This window comes from Vibrio sp. L85 (genome assembly GCF_963871815.1).
In the GTDB taxonomy this organism is placed as follows: Bacteria; Pseudomonadota; Gammaproteobacteria; order Enterobacterales; family Vibrionaceae; genus Vibrio; species Vibrio harveyi.
Window position 1 is genome coordinate 18,512 of sequence record NZ_CAWMYL010000168.1, and the last position, 20,893, is coordinate 39,404.

The 20,893-nt window shown below is 43.9% G+C and carries 20 protein-coding genes; 5 read left to right on the forward strand and 15 right to left on the reverse strand.

Annotated elements, in window-relative coordinates; genetic code table 11:
• Nucleotides 1–7 precede the first annotated feature (7 nt).
• From AACR11_RS16215 to AACR11_RS16225, 3 genes are all read right to left on the reverse strand, one after another.
• Nucleotides 8–1,564 carry a Re/Si-specific NAD(P)(+) transhydrogenase subunit alpha gene (locus AACR11_RS16215; protein WP_029789337.1) on the reverse strand — a complete coding sequence of 519 codons (1,557 nt, stop codon included), beginning with the start codon at nt 1,562–1,564 and terminating at the stop codon, nt 8–10.
• Nucleotides 1,565–1,999: 435 nt separating this feature from the next.
• Complete coding sequence (locus AACR11_RS16220) at nt 2,000–2,281, reverse strand: HlyU family transcriptional regulator (protein ID WP_005446863.1); 282 nt, start codon at nt 2,279–2,281, stop codon at nt 2,000–2,002.
• A 59-nt stretch (nt 2,282–2,340) separates the two neighbouring features.
• On the reverse strand, nt 2,341–2,709 hold the full coding sequence (locus AACR11_RS16225; RefSeq protein ID WP_005446871.1) for a late competence development ComFB family protein: 369 nt from the start codon (nt 2,707–2,709) through the stop codon (nt 2,341–2,343).
• Between the two features lie 254 nt (nt 2,710–2,963).
• Here AACR11_RS16225 and AACR11_RS16230 point away from each other — a divergent pair, with 254 nt between their 5' ends.
• Nucleotides 2,964–4,208, forward strand: a complete 1,245-nt coding sequence (locus AACR11_RS16230) for a GGDEF domain-containing protein (protein WP_009696667.1) — start codon at nt 2,964–2,966, stop codon at nt 4,206–4,208.
• A 25-nt stretch (nt 4,209–4,233) separates the two neighbouring features.
• Here the strand turns inward: AACR11_RS16230 and AACR11_RS16235 are convergent, their stop codons facing one another.
• The 3 genes from AACR11_RS16235 to AACR11_RS16245 all read right to left on the reverse strand — a co-directional run bounded on the left by AACR11_RS16235 (nt 4,234) and on the right by AACR11_RS16245 (nt 7,452).
• A complete protein-coding gene (locus AACR11_RS16235; RefSeq protein WP_029789333.1) occupies nt 4,234–5,208 on the reverse strand; it encodes a Solitary outer membrane autotransporter beta-barrel domain in 975 nt (324 codons plus the stop codon).
• A gap of 275 nt (nt 5,209–5,483) precedes the next feature.
• The gene (locus AACR11_RS16240; RefSeq protein ID WP_114145652.1) at nt 5,484–6,440 is read right to left on the reverse strand and encodes a Solitary outer membrane autotransporter beta-barrel domain; all 957 of its coding nucleotides are present in this window, start codon (nt 6,438–6,440) and stop codon (nt 5,484–5,486) included.
• A gap of 52 nt (nt 6,441–6,492) precedes the next feature.
• Nucleotides 6,493–7,452 (reverse strand): diguanylate cyclase, encoded by a 960-nt coding sequence (locus AACR11_RS16245; RefSeq protein WP_029789331.1) that lies wholly within the window; start codon nt 7,450–7,452, stop codon nt 6,493–6,495.
• A gap of 244 nt (nt 7,453–7,696) precedes the next feature.
• Between AACR11_RS16245 and AACR11_RS16250 the strand changes: the two genes are divergently transcribed.
• Nucleotides 7,697–8,134, forward strand: coding sequence for a DUF3069 domain-containing protein (locus AACR11_RS16250; RefSeq protein WP_005446880.1), 438 nt, complete (start codon nt 7,697–7,699; stop codon nt 8,132–8,134).
• 63 nt (nt 8,135–8,197) lie between these two features.
• Here the strand turns inward: AACR11_RS16250 and modC are convergent, their stop codons facing one another.
• From modC to AACR11_RS16270, 4 genes are all read right to left on the reverse strand, one after another.
• On the reverse strand, nt 8,198–9,304 hold the full coding sequence (gene modC / locus AACR11_RS16255; protein ID WP_029789330.1) for a molybdenum ABC transporter ATP-binding protein ModC: 1,107 nt from the start codon (nt 9,302–9,304) through the stop codon (nt 8,198–8,200).
• Nucleotides 9,301–9,990, reverse strand: coding sequence for a molybdate ABC transporter permease subunit (gene modB, locus AACR11_RS16260; RefSeq protein ID WP_005446883.1), 690 nt, complete (start codon nt 9,988–9,990; stop codon nt 9,301–9,303). Before modB ends, modC begins: the two co-directional genes overlap by 4 nt.
• A gap of 12 nt (nt 9,991–10,002) precedes the next feature.
• Nucleotides 10,003–10,755: a molybdate ABC transporter substrate-binding protein gene (modA, locus tag AACR11_RS16265; protein WP_029789329.1), complete on the reverse strand. Its 753-nt coding sequence runs from the start codon at nt 10,753–10,755 to the stop codon at nt 10,003–10,005.
• Nucleotides 10,756–10,845: 90 nt separating this feature from the next.
• Nucleotides 10,846–12,297, reverse strand: a complete 1,452-nt coding sequence (locus AACR11_RS16270) for a cobyric acid synthase (protein ID WP_029789328.1) — start codon at nt 12,295–12,297, stop codon at nt 10,846–10,848.
• A gap of 164 nt (nt 12,298–12,461) precedes the next feature.
• Between AACR11_RS16270 and AACR11_RS16275 the strand changes: the two genes are divergently transcribed.
• Nucleotides 12,462–12,833 (forward strand): YgiW/YdeI family stress tolerance OB fold protein, encoded by a 372-nt coding sequence (locus AACR11_RS16275; protein ID WP_029789327.1) that lies wholly within the window; start codon nt 12,462–12,464, stop codon nt 12,831–12,833.
• A 162-nt stretch (nt 12,834–12,995) separates the two neighbouring features.
• Nucleotides 12,996–13,532: a hypothetical protein gene (locus AACR11_RS16280; protein WP_005446887.1), complete on the forward strand. Its 537-nt coding sequence runs from the start codon at nt 12,996–12,998 to the stop codon at nt 13,530–13,532.
• 106 nt (nt 13,533–13,638) lie between these two features.
• Here the strand turns inward: AACR11_RS16280 and AACR11_RS16285 are convergent, their stop codons facing one another.
• The 3 genes from AACR11_RS16285 to AACR11_RS16295 all read right to left on the reverse strand — a co-directional run bounded on the left by AACR11_RS16285 (nt 13,639) and on the right by AACR11_RS16295 (nt 16,529).
• Entirely contained in the window at nt 13,639–14,316 is a 678-nt protein-coding gene (locus AACR11_RS16285) for a putative ATP-dependent zinc protease (RefSeq protein ID WP_005446888.1), read from the reverse strand.
• 12 nt (nt 14,317–14,328) lie between these two features.
• Entirely contained in the window at nt 14,329–15,516 is a 1,188-nt protein-coding gene (locus AACR11_RS16290) for an amino acid aminotransferase (RefSeq protein ID WP_029789326.1), read from the reverse strand.
• A gap of 155 nt (nt 15,517–15,671) precedes the next feature.
• The gene (locus tag AACR11_RS16295) at nt 15,672–16,529 is read right to left on the reverse strand and encodes an AraC family transcriptional regulator (RefSeq protein ID WP_029789325.1); all 858 of its coding nucleotides are present in this window, start codon (nt 16,527–16,529) and stop codon (nt 15,672–15,674) included.
• Nucleotides 16,530–16,684: 155 nt separating this feature from the next.
• On the opposite strand from AACR11_RS16295, the gene AACR11_RS16300 reads away from it, so the two are divergent.
• On the forward strand, nt 16,685–18,070 hold the full coding sequence (locus AACR11_RS16300) for an MATE family efflux transporter (RefSeq protein WP_029789324.1): 1,386 nt from the start codon (nt 16,685–16,687) through the stop codon (nt 18,068–18,070).
• A 146-nt stretch (nt 18,071–18,216) separates the two neighbouring features.
• On the opposite strand, the gene nrdG is transcribed toward AACR11_RS16300, so the two are convergent.
• Together nrdG and nrdD are read right to left on the reverse strand one after the other, a co-directional pair.
• On the reverse strand, nt 18,217–18,687 hold the full coding sequence (nrdG, locus tag AACR11_RS16305) for an anaerobic ribonucleoside-triphosphate reductase-activating protein (protein ID WP_005435220.1): 471 nt from the start codon (nt 18,685–18,687) through the stop codon (nt 18,217–18,219).
• Nucleotides 18,688–18,772: 85 nt separating this feature from the next.
• Nucleotides 18,773–20,893: an anaerobic ribonucleoside-triphosphate reductase gene (gene nrdD, locus AACR11_RS16310; protein WP_029789323.1), complete on the reverse strand. Its 2,121-nt coding sequence runs from the start codon at nt 20,891–20,893 to the stop codon at nt 18,773–18,775.

Here is a 20,893-nt window from a genome sequence, read left to right on the forward strand (position 1 = left end):
ACTCCTATTATTTATCTTTGCGGAACATTTCAAGCATACGTTTGGTCACGGTAAAGCCACCAAAGATGTTAATGCTTGCAATGAGAACAGCAATGAATGATAGGAAGGTAACAACGCCATTACCCTGACCGATTTGTAGCAGTGCACCTACTACGATAATGCCCGAAATCGCGTTCGTTACAGACATTAGAGGAGTATGCAGAGCATGTGTTACGTTCCACACTACGTAGTAACCTACCACACACGCCAACACAAACACGGTGAAGTGAGACAGGAAAGCTGCTGGAGCGACAGACGCTACCCACGCAAACGCACCAACGCCTACTGCCAGTGCACCAAACTTCTTAACCGGAGACGTTGGTTCTTCAACTTTAGGTTGTGGCTTAACAGGTTCTTGTGGTTTAGCTTGTGGCTGCGCAGACACCTGAATCGGTGGTGCAGGCCAAGTAACCTCGCCTTCTTTCACTACAGTGACACCGCGAAGAACAACATCTTCAAAATCAATGTTGATGTTGCCATCTTTCTCTTTGCACAGCAGCTTTAGAAGGTTTACAAGGTTGGTGGCGTATAGCTGAGAAGATTGCGTTGGCAGTCGACCTACCATATCGGTGTAACCAACGATTTTCACGCCGTTAGCCGTTGTGATGACTTGATCTTTTACAGTGTATTCACAGTTACCGCCGTTTGCTGCTGCAAGGTCAACGATAACGCTACCGGCTTTCATACTATCCACCATATCTTTGGTGATTAGCGTCGGAGCCGGTCTACCCGGAATTAGTGCGGTGGTGATGATGATATCAACGTCTTTAGCTTGCTCTGCGTACAGCTCAGCCGCTTTTTTGTTGAACTCATCTGACATTTCTTTCGCGTAGCCGTCGCCTGAGCCCGAGTCTTCTTTGAAGTCTACAGTCAGGAACTCTGCACCCATCGATTCAACTTGCTCTTTTACTTCAGGACGAACGTCAAAAGAACGAACGATAGCACCAAGACTACCAGCAGCGCCGATCGCTGCAAGACCCGCAACACCGGCACCTGCAACCAACACTTTCGCTGGTGGAACTTTACCTGCTGCCGTAATTTGACCAGTAAAGAATCGACCAAACTCATGTGCAGCTTCAACCACTGCACGATAGCCGGCAATATTAGCCATAGAAGAAAGTGCGTCTAATGCTTGCGCACGAGAGATACGAGGAACGGCGTCCATTGCCAGAACGTTAATGTTCTTGCTAGAAAGTTGTTCCATTAACTCTGCATTTTGAGCAGGCCAGATGAAGCTTACTAGTGTTGCACCATCTTGTAGTAATGCGATTTCGTCGATGCCTTTCTCTTCATCCACGAGCGGCGCATTGACTTTAAGGATTAAGCCTGATGTCCATACTTCTTCACTAGATACAATTTTCGCCCCTGCGGCTTCATAAGCTGCATCGTCGAAACTGGCTAGCACCCCCGCTTGAGATTCGATAGCGACATCGAACCCCAACTTAATTAACTGCTCAACCGACTTTGGTGATGCAGCTACTCGCGATTCACCTGCGAGTATTTCTCTAGGTACACCGATTTGCAAAACGCATACTCCTTGTATACATATCAATAATTAGTCCCAAAACAGAGCGTAGCTCTACTCTAATTCTTTTTTATTTCTATCTGTTTACGACGCAAGATAAATGCAAACGAATGATGGTGTTTGGGGTCACCCACTTGCATAGTCACATCTTGACTAACAGCCCTGTTATTATTCTGTTTTTATCTAACGTCAATCGTGACTTCAAGTGTTTTGTAATAAAAATACTAAATTTCATTACATATAACGCCACGGAATGAATAATTCTCCACTTCGCGCTGAAAAATAACAACGATTAGCATGACTAAGCAGAGGCCTAACCAGACACACTCTAACTGCTTATTTAACAGATATTTAAGCCTAAAAAAGAAAGAGAGCCATCAGCATATACACTAATGGCTCTCTTTAAGATGATTCGTATCAAGTTGCAGTGAATTCTTAATCGAAGATCTTTTCACCCATTTGGTCAATAAACATCTGCGATTTTTTGAGCATCAGTTCATTGGCGTCTTGCTCTGAACCCAATAAATCAGAACGGATAAAACGATGTGACTTCACTTCGCCATCAAAGTCTTTTTCGATACGTCCAGCAATACGGTACTGACCGCCTTCTGAAAGGCTTTCTTGATAGATTAGGTACCCTTTGTACTCAACTGGTTCAACCGTTTTTACTTCAGCAGCTTTTTCACTGCCACCGAACAAGCGTGAAAAGAATCCCACGGTTCCTCCTTGGGGATGCCCACTATCTGTACCTTCTCTTAGATACTAATGAACATCGATTATTTTATGTTGACGTTGAGGATCGGTTTTTCGAACCAATCCAGTTCTTTGTCTTCATCATAACTGGTATGGGACAAAATTACAGGCACATCATTGTTACGATTTTTGCGTCTGTCTTCTAGGATCATTGCCGCTGCATTTTGGACTGCGATATCAACACTTTGCTTAAACTGAGCCAGCTTTCGCTCAGGAAGTGCAGAAAGAAAATCGATGTCGTGTCGAATATAAACCGGTTTTAACTGTATAAGCGCGAGACAGGCAATATCGGCGAGCTGCTCATTGTCAAACTCATCGATATACTGCTCTGAAGCAAGCACCTGTCCTACCAAAGTTTCCATGTAATTGTGTACGTCTGAACTGATCTGCATCGATTTTCTCCTTTGTTCAACACTTTGAAAGTATAGCACCCACAAGTTACATGCAACTTGTTGATTGCTCTTAATTTAATCAACCTCTCTCTTTTTGTAAGCATTGACTGTAAAATGCTTGGAAATTTCCTAAATATACGTATTCTTGTTAGTTTTGAAAGCATGTGAATTTATACTGTTCACACGCGGTATTAATTGAATGCTTAATGTAACTCATTAGATATATTCAACTATTTGAAGGTAATTTGTAGTAGATGGCTTCATCTTTAATGACCTCCCCAGGCTTTAGGTTTCTATTCCCAATTTTGTTATTGGGTATGGTCAGCGTGGGTATGGATAGCATTATTCAGATGACTCAGTCGAACTGGGGAATCGCTGCAAACTTGCCGTATATTTTGCTCGGCTGTGCACTACTAATGTGTTACTCGTTCAAGCAAGGTCGCGAGTCCATGGTGTGTATCGCGATGCTCCTCGCTTATTTTGTGATTCAGCACCGCTTACAAGTACCACTTCAAACTGGCACAGCTCTTTTAGAGCTTACCATCCTCGCAAGTTTGCTTCCTGTGTCTTTCTTAGCTGTTTTTCTCTTCAATAAAGAAGGCTTCGATTCACGAGCAACCCTAACGTACATGTTGATGTTGATCCTGTTTGTGTTTTGGTCTTACGTAACATTGACGTATTACGTCGAAGGCGGCTTTGAACAGTGGACTAATGGTATCTTGTTTATCGTACCGAGTATCTCCAAGCTTCCTTTGGTCTTGGTGCTTTACTGCATTGGCATTGTTTGCTTTCTTGGAATCTTGGTGCTTAAGAAGAACAAGATCATCCATGCAATGACCTATTCTGCAATGGTTCTGGCATCAGCAACGTTTATTTTCTTCGATGTTCAATACATATCTAGCACCATGTTCACGCTAACTGGATTGTTGATCATCATCTATTCAACATCAGCAAGTCATCAGCTGGCATTTACTGACAGCCTGACGCTCATCCCAAGTCGTCGTGCATTAGATTTAGACTTAAAACATATGGGGCGAAAGTTCACCATTGCGATGCTCGATGTGGATCATTTTAAGAAATTCAATGACACCTATGGGCATGATACTGGTGATGATGTATTGAAGATGGTGGCTTCTCGCCTAATGAAAACCCAGGGCGGCGCCAAGGTATACCGCTTTGGTGGAGAAGAGTTCACGATCGTTTTCAAAGGCAAGTACACCGAAGATTGCGAAACGCATGTGGAAGAAGTTCGCGAACTGATTGCACAATATGAAATGATTCTACGCGATCAAGACAACCGTCCTGAAGATAACAAACAAGGTCGTAAAAAACGTGGTAATACCGATCCGAAGAAGAAAACCGTGTCAGTAACGGCAAGTTTTGGTGTGGCAGACAGCCGCAGTGCTCGCAATCCTGCTGATGTTATTAAGTTAGCGGATGACGCCTTGTACAAGGCGAAAAAAGCAGGCAGAAACTGCGTTAGGTTCTGCCACGCTTAATCCGTATGACATCAATGTACGGACATTATGCTTGGTTGAAGAAAAGCACCAAGCTTCCCCCCTTGAATGCACTACCATAGTTCAGGCTCATCCCCACACCGATGTTAACGACAAACGGAATTTTGACTGGAGGAGTCATCAACCAGCCCATACTTGCTTCGTAGTAGTGGTCTGTGTTTAACGGCTTTTTCGTGTCTCCACCAATGTCTACACGATTAAAACTGGTATAAAACGATTGAACCATATTTTGCCAAATAGCCAACCGATGGAAGACTTTCACGCCATTGACCCAGTACCAACCTTCGGGATTAATAGCATCATCTCCGTTCCCTAGATTGATGCCAAAACCATTGAAATAGTGCGGTGAGGACCAAAAGTACCACTGTCCAAAATGACCGTAAGGGCTGTATTTTACAGTCGCGTTAAGTTCACCAACCATAGCAACAGAGTTCGTGTTGACATAAACACCATCAATCTGGTCTCTATAGTCTTCTAATGTATCACTCCGGTACGCATAATTATTTTGGTAATACATGACGTGTGTACCTGCCGCCGCGCTTAACGTTACATTTCGGTTGAGATACGCTTCCTGTTCGACTTCTAAGTAGCCACCAAAAGTCAACTCATCCATTTCGTCGGGTGTACTCGACTCAAATGCGGATATTTTTTGTTGAGCAGACAGTAAATACCCCCTTCCATTTACCTTAGTTTGATAAGGAGAATAACGATAATGGTTAACGGGAACACTGAATGGCAAAGACATCACAGAGACTTTTTTTCGTAAATCGACGGATTCACTGTCACCCAACAATTCATCATCAAGGTTAAGGAACTCATTAGGGTCGAAGTTTGAAAATCCAAACGTGAAAACGTCGCTGTCAGAAAGCACAATGCTGGATGCAAAGTTATAATCGAACTCTTTTTGAAGTTGTTTTTGAACCGTACTGGAATAAGAAGAAGTAGAGGCGAAAACCATCGCCAGACAAGCCAACTTACGCATAACTCTTGTGTGTTTGCTATCGCCGTTCCATGACTTGGTTTATGTGCTTATGTTCCTATTAAGCAAAATGGGGCGCGATTTTGGCTTGGAGAAGAAATAAATGCAAATGTTTTCTTTATGCCTAGGAGCGGTTGCGTTTTCAAGCGGTTTTATGCTGGTTTATTAAGCAGTATTTGTTTGGAAGGCTAAACGACACAGTCCTTGCCTCGCCTAAAATAATTTTGACTAGGCGTCCCTCATCCGAACAAAATTCAACCGAGAGAGATAGACTGACTCTACTCTTGATTAAAGAACAAAACCAAACTGCCGCCTTTGAGTGCGCTGCCGTAGTTGATCGTCAGACCTAGTCCGACATTGTCAATCCAATCGGATTTGAATGGCGGTGTCATCAACCAGCCGACGCTTGCTTCATAATAGTGTGAAGTATTCATCGGTTTACTGGTATCGCCACCTACGTCTACTCGATTGAAGCTTGTATAAACAGACTGAACCGTGCGACCTACCTTAGTAAAATCATAGAAAAGCTTTACGCCATTGACCCAGTACCAGCCCTCAGGGTTACCCACATCGCCATTATTACCTTCGCCCCAGCCTGCACCGTAAAAATAATGCGGCGAAGACCAAACGTACCATTTCCCCCACTTTTCATTTTCTAAGTATTTGAGCTCAGCATTAACTTCACCAACCAATGCCCACGCATCGGTATTGAGGTAAATGCCTTCTAGATAGGGCTTCAAGTTATCGAGAGCATCGCTACGGTAATCATAGTCGTTGCGATAATACATAAAATGGGCACCTGCTGCGGTGCTTAGCGTGAGGTGTTCAGAGAGAGTGTCTTGACGTTGGAGTTCATTGTACGCGCCAAGAATCAATTCTTTGTTTCGGTCAGGTCTTTTATCATCGTTTACCGTGACATCTTGATCAATACTGAGTGCGTACAACCTGCCTTTTAAGTTGTATCGAGCCTTCGTTTGTTCTTTGTCAGTCAGTGAAAGGTGATAAGGTAGCGTCGAAATTGCGACCTGTTTTCTCAAATCAATCGAATCTTGGGTACCAATATCCTCATTGTCGATATTTAGGTATTTGTTTGGGTCAAAATCGTGAAATCCTAACGTAAACACATCACTATCGGATAAGACGATGCCAATTGCGAAGTTACGCTCAAACTCTTTTTGTAAGGTTTGCTGTACTTGCGCTGAATTTGCAAAAGTAACAGTCGAAATAAGTGACAGTCGAAATAGAGTGACAGCGTCACTAGTGTGTATCTCATTCTATCGCATTGATTTAACTTGCATTTACTACAGTATACGTATTGCGACCTAGCGACTTTGATGTGTAAAGTGCTCTATCTGCAGTCGCATATAATTCAGCGACATTATCCTTACCTGTTGGCTGAAATGCAAACACACCCTGTGACACTGTCACTCTATTTGCAACGCTAGAGTATGCATGTGGGTAATCTAAGAAGTACATCGCTTCTTGGATTCGCTCCGCCTCTCTTTCTGCGGTCTGGGCGTCTGTACTACTCAGTAAAATGACAAACTCTTCACCGCCGTAACGACCTACATATTCTCCTGAACGGCAGAATGTCGCTTTGAGTTGGTTTGCGATTGCTTGTAAGCATCGATCCCCTTCTATATGACCGTAGTTGTCATTAAATGGCTTAAAGAAGTCTACATCGAGAAGCATTAACGCCATCGGCATATGATGGCGACCATGCCACGCGATCATGGTTTCAAGTTTATGATCGATATAGCGTCGATTATACAGCTTTGTTAAACCATCTTCGTTCGCCTGTTGCTGCAGACGTGAATTCATTTCTTCAAGTTGCGCGGTTGCTTGCTTCAATTCACGACGCATGTGGGCAATACGCTGCATTGCCATAAGTTTGGAATTGAGCACCAATTTGTCGACCGGCTTTATCAAATAGTCATCACCACCCGCCTCTATCGCTTTCGCGATCATTTCTGGCTCTTCATGGCTACTTAAGAAGATAATAGGAATCCAATCCGGGAAGGTTTCTCTGATATGAAGCGATACTTCGAAGCCATTCATGTCGGGCATCGCAATGTCGAGCAATACGAGCTCTGGGTCGAAGCTTTCATAGGTATTGAGTGCTTCTAGCCCGCTTCCAACGGCTTTAACTATATGACCTTGTTGTTTTAATCGGATAGCCAACTGCATTCGGTCTAGTTGAACATCATCAACTAACAGAATGCGCATCGATGTCCCTGTCGGTTGCATAGCGCGTTCCATTCTTTTATCAGTCTTTATTAAACATATATCATACTCACAGACTTGTTGCATTACGCGACAAATTTAGTGCTATATTTTTTTGTTGAACGGTCACGTAATCAAATAGTTCTTATGGTAGCTATTTGATGCATTTGGTATTAATATTCCCGCCTTTTGTAACGAGAGCCACTGTGATCTGGTTACACTATGCACTAAAAGTAATGTGCGCACTTATGTACTAACAGGACTTACCATGTCAGAAGCAACTAACAACGAAAGTAAAAAAATCGATCTAGAAACTATTTCTCCAGAACTGCGCAAAGTTATCGAGTTTGACGAAGTTCCTGAGCAAATGTTCGAGATGGTTACCTCTATCCATGAAGTGTCTGAAGAAGCTGTTCGTGCATCTTGGGATGAAATGCCAGCGAGTGCACAAAACATTCTGGACAACTTCGAGCAATTCCACGCTCTAGTATCTGTTGGTCAAGCTTTTGCTGGCCTAAATGTAATGGAAGAATTCCCGACACTAAATCTGCCAGAAAACATGACAGATGAAGACAAAGAAGACTACCGTGCTCAACTGCTAGACAATGTTCTACACAACTGCGTGAAAGACATGGTTAAGCAACTTAAGAAAGCACGTCGCGATCCTCTTCTTAAACGTGAATTCAAAGAAGTATTCGTGAAGTAATTACGAAACTCTTCAAAATAAAGGCCGCATCTGCGGCCTTTTGTGTATTTGAGGTTCTGGTAATCAGTGATGAGCTAACGCAATATCTCGTTGTGTAACACTTACGCCTTTTATCTGAGCGTAGACGGCATCGCCGACTTTTAGGTTCAAATCGTCCAATGCCCATGGCGTAATCGTTGCCCACAAATGGCACTCTTCATCTAGTTTGAGCGAAACGGTAATACTTTGCTTGTCTTCACCTGTATTCAGCTCTTCTATGGAAGCGACTGTTGCTGCCAATACGTTACGAATAGAGGTGCCAACAGGTTTCTCTAATGCAATAGAAACATCGTTCGCACGCACTTGAAGACGAATTGGCGTATCAGGTTCACCATCCACCTTTTGAACCCACAAACAAGCACATGGCGCGAGTTTTACACACGTCAATGCGTACTTATCATGATGCGTTGCGATCTTTCCTTCAAACAAACTACTGTGGTCTGAAAACGACTGCCAAGGGCGCATGGCATGAGATGCCCACACATCTTCTAACTTGCCAGACGTCATGATTCGCCCCTTGTCTAGAATCGACAGGTGCTGCGCTAAACGTAAGATTTCTTGCAAGCTATGCGTAACGTATACGATTGGAATATTGACTTGCTCAGACAGCTCTTCCAAAAATGGCATTACTTCACGCTTACGCGGCATATCTAGAGACGCCAAAGGTTCATCCATCAAAAGTAGATTAGGCTTGGAAAGAAGTGCTCTTGCAATAGCGACACGTTGCTTTTCACCACCGGATAAAGAGATTGGAAAGCGTTTCAGTAGCGGCTTAATAGCGAGCAGTTCTGTCACCTTATCAAAATAATCTTCATCTTTTTCCACGACACCGTAGAGTAAATTGCCTTTCACGGAGTAATGCGGGAATAAACGCGAGTCTTGGAAGACATAACCGATTCTGCGTTTATGCGTGGGTAAATTAATGCCAACATCGCTATCGAAAAGAACATGTTCCCCAATGAACACTTTGCCTTGTTGGGGTGTGACCAATCCGCTAATCACATTGATTAACGTTGTTTTTCCTGCTCCTGAGCGACCAAATAAGGCACTTATTCCGTTACCCGGTAACGTTAGGTCAATGTCAAAGTCAGTTTCGCCAAGTAATTGTTTAAATTGAATTTTGATACTCATCGCTTAGCTCCCAGACGTGAAGCCGCTTTACGATTTAACCATTCAGAGATCATTAAGGTCGACAGTGCTAAAGCAATGGAAATAACGCACAAACGAGCAGCTTCTATCTCTGCTCCTGGCGTTTCTATGAAGTTGTACATCGCCAAAGGAATGGTTTGGGTTTCGCCTGGTATGTTAGAAACAAAGCTGATTGTGGCACCAAATTCACCAAGGCTACGGGCAAAAGACAACATCGTTCCGGTAATAATTCCAGGAATGGTTAAAGGCAATGTGATCGTAAAAAACACCTTCAAAGGTGATGCGCCTAACGTCGATGCGGCATGTTCAAGTTTCGGGTCAACATTATCTAAACTCAGACGGACGGAACGCACCATCAAAGGTAGAGCTACAACAACACAAGCAACCACCGCTCCCTTCCAGTTGAAGCTAAATACCAAACCAAAATGTTCATATAGCCAATTCCCCAAAAAGCCTTGACGACCAAGCGAGATCAGCAATAGATAACCAATTACCACTGGCGGTAAAACCAATGGCAGATGGATCAAGCTGTCTAGAATAGACTTCCCGATAAACTCTTTTCGTGAAAGTAACCAAGCAAGAGCAATTCCCAAAGGAATCAACCATAGGACAGCATATGCTCCAACTTTAAGGCTCAGTATTAAGGCTTGGTATTCAAGTTCTGTCACTCTGTGCCCTTTTTATTGAAAACCGTATTGTGCAAACACTTTTTTAGCATCGTCCGATTTCAAATATTCGAAGAATTGCTCGGATTGCGTAGAGTCTTTAACAATCGCTGCTGGGTAAATGATGTCCGCGTGAGTGTCATTTGCAAACTCGCCCACCACTTTTACTTTATCTGTTAAAAGTGCGTCCGTCTTATACACCACGCCCAATGGGGCTTCGCCGCGTTCAACAAGCGCTAAAGCTAAACGAACGTTCTTTGCAGGTGCAATTTGGCGTTCTAGTTTCTTCCAAACACCAAGGTTGGTGAGCGATTCTTTCGCGTACATGCCGGCAGGAACAGATACAGGGTTACCCAAAGCAAGACGATTACCTTCTAATGCTTGGTTCCATGCTTTTGCATCTGAAAAATCAAAAGGCTCGATTGTTGAGGCTTTTGGTGCAATCAAAACTAGGCTATTTCGCACTAAATTAGTGACACTGTCATTTTTTACTGCTTTTGATTTTACTAAGTAATCCATCCACTTAGTGTTTGCCGAGATAAAAATATCTGCAGGTGCGCCGTTTAAAATCTGGCGAGCGATAGACGAAGAACCCCCATAAACAGGCGTGACCGTTACGTCATACTTTGTCTCGAATTGTTGTGCAATATCGTTGACCGCGTTGGTCATTGACGAAGCTGCGTAGACTTTTAATTCAGTTGCTGCGTTTGCTGCTGATGAAACGCTCAATATTGCCATTAGGCAAGCATGTATTTTCCATGCTTTCATAAAAACACTCCGGTTCTAGGCAGGCAGAAGTTGAAACTGTGGAGCTATCTGTCCACTTTTATTTGTGCTTCAAACAGTTAAAAACTGGTTTTATTTGAACAGAAAGTCAAGATTCATATGTTGTTCTATCGCATCCGCAATGCGATTAATGCCCTGTTCTTTTAACTCTTCAAAGTCTTGTTGTTTTATTTGAGTGCCGTTTACCCACTCTGAAACCAAGCTCAACACGTCTGCCTCATCGAAGAACCCGTGTAGGTAAGTTCCCATAATTTGGCCACATTCACTCAGCGATCCTTCTGCCTCCCCAGAATTTAACTTGAGAGGTTGAGCACTCTTAACTTCAGTTCGACCAACGTGAATCTCATAGCCTTTCACGTCTGCTGTCTTACCGTTTAGGCAAAGCTGCGCTTGTGTATGCGTTAACTGTTTACTGTCGGTTAGAGTTGTAGTGATGTCTAACAAACCAAGACCTTCACTACGACCAGACTGACCCTCTACGCCATTTGGGTCGTCAATTACGTTGCCAAGCATCTGGTAACCACCACAAATGCCAATGACTTTGCCACCCAGACGGATGTGACGTTGAATGTCTTTATCCCAGCCTTGGCTACGTAGATAATCCAAATCGTCTCGAACTGACTTAGTACCCGGCAAGATCACGAGGTCGGCTTTGTCGATCTTTTCGCCCTTGCCAACGTAGCGAAGGTTAATGTCTGGATTAAGACGCAACACATCAAAATCGGTGTGATTACTAATGCGGGTTAATACTGGTACCACAACATTGAGTTTCACTTGTGAAGACAGCTCTTGCTGTGCCGTAATTGCATCTTCTGCTTCGAGGTTTAGCCCGTGAAGATACGGCAATACACCCAGTACAGGCTTGCCCGTTTTCTCTTCTAGCCAATCAAGACCAGATTCAAGCAAGCTGATGTCGCCACGGAAGCGATTAATCACAAAGCCTTTGACGCGAGCTTGTTCAGATTTGGATAGTAACGCTAGCGTCCCATACAGATGGGCAAACACACCACCACGGTCGATATCCGCGATAATAATAACGGGTACGTCGGCTTCTTCTGCGAAGCCCATGTTGGCGATGTCATTTTCTCTTAAGTTAATCTCTGCCGGACTGCCTGCTCCTTCAATCATGACGGATTGGTATTCATCCACCAGTTTTGAAAATGAGTCCAATACGGTTCCCATTGCCACTTTTTTGTAATCATGAAATCCGACAGCATCCATGTTCGACAAAGCTTTACCTTGTAAGATGATCTGTGCACCTGTATCGCTGTTCGGTTTGATTAGCACTGGGTTCATGTGAACGGTTGGTTCGACATTACACGCTTGCGCTTGCACTGCTTGAGCACGCCCAATCTCCCCACCATCTTTGGTTACTGCACTATTTAAGGCCATGTTCTGTGGCTTGAATGGGGCAACCTTTATCCCTCTACGGGCTAGTACACGGCATAAACCTGCCACAAGGACGCTTTTTCCGGCATCAGAAGTCGTGCCTTGTACCATTAATGAAGGGATTGGTGATTTCATGAACGTTTAATAAGAGAAAAAAGAAGGTGAACAATCATAACGTTATCTCAGTATCGGACTCAAGAAAATGAATCGAATATGAATGTTCGAATCAGTAATGGTTCAAATACGGTTTGTTTTAATAGCACCATCAAAAACGAACACCTATATAGAGAAACCAAATTATGAAAAATACTGTAATCGCTACTATCGTTGCACTTGCTATCGCTCCTACTGTTGCAATGGCTAAAGACCACAACCACGGTCAATCAAGCATCCAATTTAATGGACCTGTAACGGTAGAAAAGGTAGATGCGTTGATCAAAGAATCAAGCATGTTTACAGAGAAAGACGTTGTCGTAGAAGGCAATCTACTACGTCAAACTCGTGCTGACCAATTTATCTTCAGCGATGGCTCTGGCGAAATCATGGTTGAATTGGATGATGATATTCGACTAACAACTCCTATTGACCAAACGACAAAAGTACGTCTATTCGGTGAGTTTGAAGGCGGAAGCAAACCGGAAATCGAAGTCGAACATTTAGTTGTGATGTAGTTCTGCCCTTTCAACGCCAATTTGGGCAATAAAACATTGATCATGCGCACTTTGTCCTAGTGCATAGGGTGACGGGAAACACCTATAATGATATTTTGTAAATCTTGGTCTGCATTTTGCAGACCTTTTTTTCGTTCGTATTATTTTTTGCCGGAGACACCCATGCTAGGTAAAGCTCTAAAGGTAGCAACCTTTGGTTTGTGCGCTGTTTTGCCACTTGCCGCACACGCTAACAATTTCAATTACAACATGATGGAATTCCGCATGGGTACAAGCCCAGGCACGTTTGGCGGCGAAGTCACAACATATTTTACAGAAAACACGCATTTTATTGGACGCGCAGACAGTGAGTTCAGTGGTGACTGGGACATCGCCGGTGGTATCGGCTTTAATGGTCCGGCAGGTCAGTTTGCTGATATCTATGGTCAAATGCTGGTTCACAACATTAAAAAAGACAGTGGTGATCTTGTCGGTGACGAATGGAAGACCGAAGTTAACATCGGTACTCGCGTTTGGTTTATGCAGAACATCGAATTGCACGGTCGAATTGGCCAATTAATCGATAATGATGATTCAAAAACGATTTACAACCTTGGTGCAAGGTTCCATTCGACTCAACAGTTATCTTTAGGTGCTGATTTGAAAGATAACGGTACTTACGGTCAACAACTTGTGTTGTCAGCGCGTTTCGCTTACTAACTTCTACAGGTTAACCAAGCGAACTAAAACTCGGTTAACTTATTGAAAAAATTAAGAAAGCCTCTCAGTTGAGAGGCTTTTTTTGTTTCAGTTTCCAAACGATGAACTACTTACCGCTTGGTTTGTTTTGAACGTATTTTTTTGATACATCCACAACAGCGACATCTCTGAAAAAGCTGCGTCCTAAGAGCATCGGAAACTTCATATGTCCACGCTCTGTTAGAGTAAACTCGGTTTGCTCTTTTAGGTCGCCTACCTGGATGTAAGCAACAACAACTGGACGTTTATCAACATCTTCCGAAGAAGACTGACGTATCTTTGCCCAACGCTCTACTGGAAGTTTAAATTCTTTACTTGCTTTACCATTGATATCGATTTTGAACTGAACCCAATCTTTACCATCACGCTCGAACGGAACCACTTCGGTTGCGCTGATAGAAGACGTTGTTGCTCCTGTATCAATGCGAGCTTTAAATGTGCGGTCAATCGCTGGTACGTAAACCCATTCTTCTGCACCAAGGACCAGCATGCCATCAGGTGTTTTTTGAACCTTAGCTGGCTTTTCTGGTTTTGGCTCCGGCTTTTTCTCAGGTTTTGTTTCCGGTTTTTGCTCCGGTTTCACCTCAGGTTTTGGCTCGATTTCAGGTTTTACGTCCGGCTTCTCTACCGGTTGCTCCACAACTGGCGTTTCTGGCTCAGCAGGCTCAGTGGTTGTCGGTGTAGATGTACAAGCAATAAGACCGCCGCTCATCATTAGCGGCAGAATCAGTTTCCAGTTCTTCATTAACTCTCCCAATTAACGTTGAGATACTTTTTGGATCGCGTCAGCAACGTAAGGAATATGAGTTTCGGTCAAACCAGCGATGTTAATACGACCATCACCGACACCATAAATACCATAATCTTCACGCAGTTGCGCCATTTGGTTTTCACTAAAGCCTAGCACAGTAAACATGCCTTTGTGGCTCTCGATGAAATCAAATTGATCTGTATTATGGTTGTTTCTCAATTCGTTACACAAAGTTTGACGAAGATTCAGCAAGCGTTGCTGCATTTCGTTCAATTCTTGTTTCCAAACTGAAGTAAGGTTGGCATCTTGAAGAATGGTTTTCACCAATGCTGCACCGTGATCTGGCGGCATAGTGTAAGTTGAACGTGCTAACGTCAGAAGCTTACCTTTTGCATTCGCCACGTCTTGCGTGTTTTTACCGATCACAATCGCAGCACCAGTACGTTCACGGTACAAACCAAAGTTCTTAGAACATGAGGTTGTGATCAGCATTTCTTCTACGTTGTCAGCCATAAAGCGGAGACCTTTTGCGTCTTCCTCAAGACCGTCACCAAAGCCTTGGTAAGCAATATCCACAAATGGGGTAAAACCGTTCTTTTGCGAAAGCTCTGTAATTGATTGCCACGCAGAAAAATCAATATCTGCACCCGTTGGGTTGTGGCAACAGCCATGCAGAAGCACAACATCAGAAGGACCTGCTTTAGAGAGGTCTTCTAGCATTTTCGCTGTATCAACTTGTTTCGTTTCTGGCGAGAAGTAATGGTAGAACTTCACCTTAAGTCCAGCCGCTTCCATCACTGGCTTGTGGTTTACGTAGCTTGGGTTTGAAATCCAAACCGTCGTATCTGGTTGTGCAACCTTCATTAGGTCACCCAGCATACGCAACGCACCGCTTGCACCGGGCGTTTGAATCGCTGCCACACGATCTGTTGCTGACGTACCCGTCAGAAGTAGATCGATCATGCTTTGGTTGAATTCTTCACAGCCTGCAAGCCCAACGTAGGATTTGGTCTTTTGGCTTTCGACAACCACTTCTTGTGCCATTTGAATGGCTTTCATGATTGGCGTTTCACCAGCGCTGTTTTTGTACACGCCAATACCAAGGTCAACCTTGTTTGGACGTTCATCGCCGCGGTATGCGACGGAAAGAGATAAAATAGGATCTAATACGGGAGTTGGTAGATTAGAAAACATGAAAGTCATAACCCTTTGAAATTCAAGTATCGAACCTCACGGTAACACTTTCGTTAAAAATGGCGAAATGATTTTTCACACATTTCGCCAATTAGAGTACAAAATTCTGGTGCCTAGGGAATTTTATGAACTCAATCGGTCATAAAAAGAACGATTCACTCATTGAAGTTTGAATCTAGCTTACCGTTTTTCCTAAATTCGCGCGGAGTCATGTTGGACCAAGCTTTAAATCGTGTACTGAAGTTTGCGCCTGTTGGGTACCCTACTATTTCACCGATGTGCTGAATTGACCACTCTGTTGAGCGCAACAAACGCGCGGCATATTCCATTCTCATACGAGTTAAGTGTGCCATTGGGCTTCGCCCAAACTGCTGCTGGGTCAAACGATGCAAGTGGGGTTCAGAACATGGGTACAGGGCTGCAAGTTGTTCTACCGTCCATTCTTTATGGAGTTGTCTCTGAACCAAATCGAATACGCGGCGCAACTTTAACTGGTTGCGTGATATGGAATCTGAGTGCGGCATATTCAGCATGAGCTCTAACTGGGCAACACTGTGTGCGCCGACTTCACCACCGTAATCGATAGGTAGATTGATACTTCGCAATAGAGTCTGAATGCAGAAATACATCACTTCTGGTGCTGGTGTAAGTTGATACTCAATCTCTTCATTCACCATCGACCATTCTTTGTCTTGTGAGAGAAACACCCACGCGATTTGCCACGTTTCGTCTTCCATTCCAAAGCCATTTTCGATACCTGCTGGCACGATCACTAACGATCCGGGCTCCAGTTCATAACGACAGGCTCCGCTCTCCAACCAGCCTTTGCCACGAACCGTGTACAACAACATGTGTTTCTTCTGGTTTTTTCGATAAACGGAAAAGAACTCTCGACAAGTAGCAATTCCACATTGGACGATGCCTCTTTCTTCAAGAGCAAGCACGCGAGTGTGGTCGATGAACTCTTGATAGGTCTTTTCTGAAATGGTGTAACGTTCTTGCTTCTCTTCCATGATTCGATGGCTCACAAATGCACTCACGGCAAACGTGTTCTATCAAACCACCGATAAACACTGGATAGTTTGACAAAACTTTTGGATGTCTTCGAAAAATACACCGCCAAATCATACGGATAAACTACTCGCATTGTTCTTAGAGGAGAAATGCGATGCTCTTAACACGTCAATACATAGACAAAGCATTTTGGAAAAAACTGATTGCGATCGGCGTTCCTGTATCGCTGCAATCCATGCTGTTTTCGTTACTCGGTGCCATCGATATTTTTATGGTGAGTCAGTTAGGTGAAGCTGCAACAGCAGCGGTTGGTGTTGGTAACCGAATCTTTTTCTTTAATCTCGCCGTGGTGTTTGGATTGTGTGGTGCAGTAACGGTTTTAGCCTCTCAATATTATGGTTCGGGAAACCTTGCAGGAATCAGACGAACGCTCGCCCAATCCTGGTTTATTTCGCTGATAGTGACTTTGCCATTCATTTGGCTGTACGTGGTTTATGACAAAGAAATCGTCTCTTTTATGGCGGACGATCCTGAGTATGTTGGTTATGCGAGAGAATACTTAGTCGTCACAGGCTTGAGTTTGATAGGCACGGCTGTTGTCGTTCCTATTGAGTCGGTGTTGAGATCCGTCGGTGAGGCAAAGATGCCGACTTACGTCAGTATTGCCGCTATCATCGTGAACGTTTTCCTCAATGCGGTTTTGATCTTTGGCTTACTAGGATTTCCACAATGGGGTGTATTTGGGGCTGCAGTCGGTACTTTTATCTCACGCTTTTTCCAAACTGCGGTGCTGGTTTACTTCTTTTTTCGTCGGTATTCACATCTGCTTCCTACTCGCTCAGATTGGCGTGAAGGCACAGTAAAGAAGTATCGAAACAAATATTTCAAAGTCTCAGTGCCAATGTTAATCCACGATGCGTTGTGGACTGGCGGTTTGATTGTCTACAGCATCATTTATGGTCAGTTGGGCGTAACAGAACTGGCGATTATCTCGTTTCTATCACCAATTGAAGGCGTATTAATTTCAACCTTTATGGGATTCGCTGTTGCCGCTTCTGTACTGCTTGGGAATGACATTGGAGCCCAACAATATGACCGTGTAGAAAAAACTGCGTGGTGGTATGTATTAACGAGCGCAGTATTGGCAACCATTTTGTTCTTTGTCGTATGGATTTGCTCGCCTTTGATTTTGAATTTGTTAGAGATGAGCCCGCTCACAGACAAACAAATGGCGTTAAATGTATGTTTGGTACTCGCATTAGGCATGATACTGCGCGTGTTTAATATGGTTGGTATTGGAGGTGTATTAAAGAGTGGCGCTGATATTCGCTATAGCATTTTCATCGACACGTTTGGTCAATGGGCGATTGGTATACCGCTTACCTACTACACTGGAATGGTGTTAGGTTTACCACTGCATTGGGTGTTGATGTCTCTACTGGTCGAAGAATTAGTAAAAGGCATTCTAACGACTCACCGAATTCAGTCTAAGCGATGGATTAATAACATGGTTGATGATGACTCCAGTGTGACGGCGTAACTGAAACGTTGTGCTATAGTTGTTGAGTTAAGTAAAAACAGGACGATTTCATCAATCAAAGCTTAAAAAGAACTCACACCAAAAGGGCACATTCGAAATATCCGAATGTGCCCTTTTTATATTTGGCTTTTCTTGAGTTGGAACGCTTAAAGCTCAGTGAATCGATGGATGATTTGATTCGAGCTGCCTCGCCATTCTAGATTGAGGTCTCGTTTATCTTGCTCGTATTTGCCATCAATTAATGTGTCGATGTATTGCGTCACTTCACGCTGCGCATCGTCCAGCTCTTCAAGCGTGTAACCTGTCCAAACCCAAATATCTTTGCCTGGGCACTCTTCTCTTACGCGTTTTACAAGCTTAAGAATGTGCGGCACATTCGCTGGGTGCAAAGGATCACCACCGGACAGAGATAAACCACGGCGTTTGATACGCGTGTCGTTAAGGTCTGCAATGATTTTGTCTTCCGCTTCTTGCGTGAAAAACACACCAGAATCCAAGCGTTGCGTCGACTGGTTATAACAGCCGCGGCACTGGTGTACACAGCCCGACACAAATAGCGTGCAGCGTGTACCTGGTCCGTTAACAACGTCAATTGGATAATATTGGTGGTAGTTCATAATCGTGCCTTGTTTTGCTGGCTAGAAAAGAAAATCAACCCACGACAGGTTGATTTTCATTATTGGGTTTGAGCTTAAGTAAACCTTACAGGTGTTTAACTCGACGCTTCACTTCTTCTTGCTTACCGAAGTTAAACGGACGTGCATCTGGGCTGCCTAGGTAGCCACAAACACGACGTGTCACTGACACTTTGGTTGAATCATGGTTGCCACAGCTTGGGCAAGTGAAGCCTTTACTTGTACAGTCAAACTCACCGTTGTAGCCACACTCGTAACACTCATCAATTGGTGTGTTTGTACCGTAGTAAGGTACGCGGGTGTAACTGTAATCCCATACGTTTTCTAGTGCTTCAACGTTACGTTGCATGTTCGGGAACTCGCCGTAACAGATAAAGCCACCGCTTGAGATTTCTGGGTAAGGCATCTCAAAGTCGATCTTGTCGTATGGGTTCACCTTCTTCTCAACATCTAGGTGGAAGCTGTTGGTGTAGTAACCTTTGTCTGTTACGCCTTCAATTACACCGAACTCTTTCGCATCGATGCGGCAGAAACGGCTACATAGGTTTTCACTTGGCGTTGCGTATAGGCTGAAACCGTAACCAGTATCTTCTGCCCAACCGTTTACTGTGTCTTTCAGGTGCTTGATGATTGCTACTGCTTTTTCACGTAGAACAGTGTCATCATAAACGTGCGCTTCTGTACCGAATAGCGCGTTGATTGTCTCGTGTACACCGATGTAACCAAGAGAAATAGACGCACGACCGTTCTTGAAGATATCTGCGATTGAGTCGTCTGCTTTCAGGCGAACACCACACGCACCTTCCATGTAAAGGATCGGAGCAACGCGTGCTTTCACGTTTTCTAGGCGAGAGATACGTGTTTCTAGTGCTTTACGTGCAAGACGTAAGCGATCGTTTAGAAGCTCGTAGAATTTCTCTTCACTGCCGTTTGCACGAATAGCGATACGAGGAAGGTTCAAGCTTACTACGCCTAGGTTGTTACGACCTTCGTGAATCAGCTCGCCGTTTTCTTCGTAAGTACCAAGGAAGCTACGACAGCCCATTGGCGTTTTGAATGAACCCGTTACTTCCACTACTTTGTCGTAGTTAAGAATGTCTGGGTACATACGCTTAGACGCACACTCAAGCGCAAGTTGCTTGATGTCGTAGTTTGGATCTTCTGATTTGTGGTTCAGACCATCTTTGATGCCGAATACTAGTTTAGGGAATACCGCTGTTTTACGGTTCTTACCTAGACCTGCAATACGGTTCTTCAGAATCGATTTCTGGATAAGGCGTGATGCCCAGCTTGTACCAAGACCAAAACCAAACGTAACGAATGGTGTTTGACCGTTCGCCGTGTGTAGCGTGTTTACTTCGTACTCTAGAGATTGGAATGCGTCGTAACATTCTTTCTCAGTGCGTGCTTTTGCGAACTCTTCTGGCTCAGCAATGTTCCACTCTTTTGCGATCTCTAGGTGTTTCTCGTAGCTTGTGATTACGTACGGTTCTAGAACTTCATCAATACGGTTGATGGTTGTACCGCCGTAAATGTGGCTCGCTACTTGAGCAATGATTTGTGCCGTTACTGCTGTTGCAGTCGAGATTGATTTTGGCGTATCAATCTCAGCGTTACCCATTTTAAAGCCGTGCGTTAGCATGCCTTTAAGATCGATAAGCATACAGTTAAACATTGGGAAGAACGGAGCGTAATCCAAATCGTGGTAGTGAATGTCACCTACTTCGTGCGCTTGAACCACATCACGAGGAAGGATGTGTGTCTTCGCGTAGTGTTTCGCAACGATACCAGCCAACAAGTCACGTTGAGTCGGAATTACTTTACCGTCTTTGTTTGCGTTCTCGTTGATTAGGTCTAGGTTGCTTTCTTCGATCAGACCTTCGATTTCGCGAGTTAGCGCGCTTTGCTTCTCACGAGCGATGTCGCGATCGTGGCGGTATTCAATGTAAGAACGTGCTAGGGCTTTGTAAGGACCTTGCATGAGTTCATTTTCGACTAAGTCTTGAATCTCATGGATGTGAACTTCATCGTGATCCTGAAGCTGTAACTCAACTGCCAGAGCAACATTTAGTGCATAAATGGCGACATCTTTGTCTTTGTTTTCCGCTGCAGCTTCTACTGCTGCTTGTATACGATCCCTGTTGAACGGAGCTCTTGAGCCGTCACGCTTGATTACGATTGGTTTCAC

Excerpts from the sequence above, each read along its gene's own strand:
- AACR11_RS16225 (WP_005446871.1), bottom strand. The coding sequence starts at position 2,709 with ATGCAGATCAGTTCAGACGTACACAATTACATGGAAACTTTGGTAGGA.
- AACR11_RS16230 (WP_009696667.1), top strand. The coding sequence starts at position 2,964 with ATGGCTTCATCTTTAATGACCTCCCCAGGCTTTAGGTTTCTATTCCCA.
- AACR11_RS16235 (WP_029789333.1), bottom strand. The coding sequence starts at position 5,208 with ATGCGTAAGTTGGCTTGTCTGGCGATGGTTTTCGCCTCTACTTCTTCT.
- AACR11_RS16245 (WP_029789331.1), bottom strand. The coding sequence starts at position 7,452 with ATGCAACCGACAGGGACATCGATGCGCATTCTGTTAGTTGATGATGTT.
- AACR11_RS16250 (WP_005446880.1), top strand. The coding sequence starts at position 7,697 with ATGTCAGAAGCAACTAACAACGAAAGTAAAAAAATCGATCTAGAAACT.
- modC (WP_029789330.1), bottom strand. The coding sequence starts at position 9,304 with ATGAGTATCAAAATTCAATTTAAACAATTACTTGGCGAAACTGACTTT.
- modA (WP_029789329.1), bottom strand. The coding sequence starts at position 10,755 with ATGAAAGCATGGAAAATACATGCTTGCCTAATGGCAATATTGAGCGTT.
- AACR11_RS16270 (WP_029789328.1), bottom strand. The coding sequence starts at position 12,297 with ATGAAATCACCAATCCCTTCATTAATGGTACAAGGCACGACTTCTGAT.
- AACR11_RS16275 (WP_029789327.1), top strand. The coding sequence starts at position 12,462 with ATGAAAAATACTGTAATCGCTACTATCGTTGCACTTGCTATCGCTCCT.
- AACR11_RS16280 (WP_005446887.1), top strand. The coding sequence starts at position 12,996 with ATGCTAGGTAAAGCTCTAAAGGTAGCAACCTTTGGTTTGTGCGCTGTT.
- AACR11_RS16285 (WP_005446888.1), bottom strand. The coding sequence starts at position 14,316 with ATGAAGAACTGGAAACTGATTCTGCCGCTAATGATGAGCGGCGGTCTT.
- AACR11_RS16290 (WP_029789326.1), bottom strand. The coding sequence starts at position 15,516 with ATGTTTTCTAATCTACCAACTCCCGTATTAGATCCTATTTTATCTCTT.
- AACR11_RS16295 (WP_029789325.1), bottom strand. The coding sequence starts at position 16,529 with ATGGAAGAGAAGCAAGAACGTTACACCATTTCAGAAAAGACCTATCAA.
- AACR11_RS16300 (WP_029789324.1), top strand. The coding sequence starts at position 16,685 with ATGCTCTTAACACGTCAATACATAGACAAAGCATTTTGGAAAAAACTG.
- nrdG (WP_005435220.1), bottom strand. The coding sequence starts at position 18,687 with ATGAACTACCACCAATATTATCCAATTGACGTTGTTAACGGACCAGGT.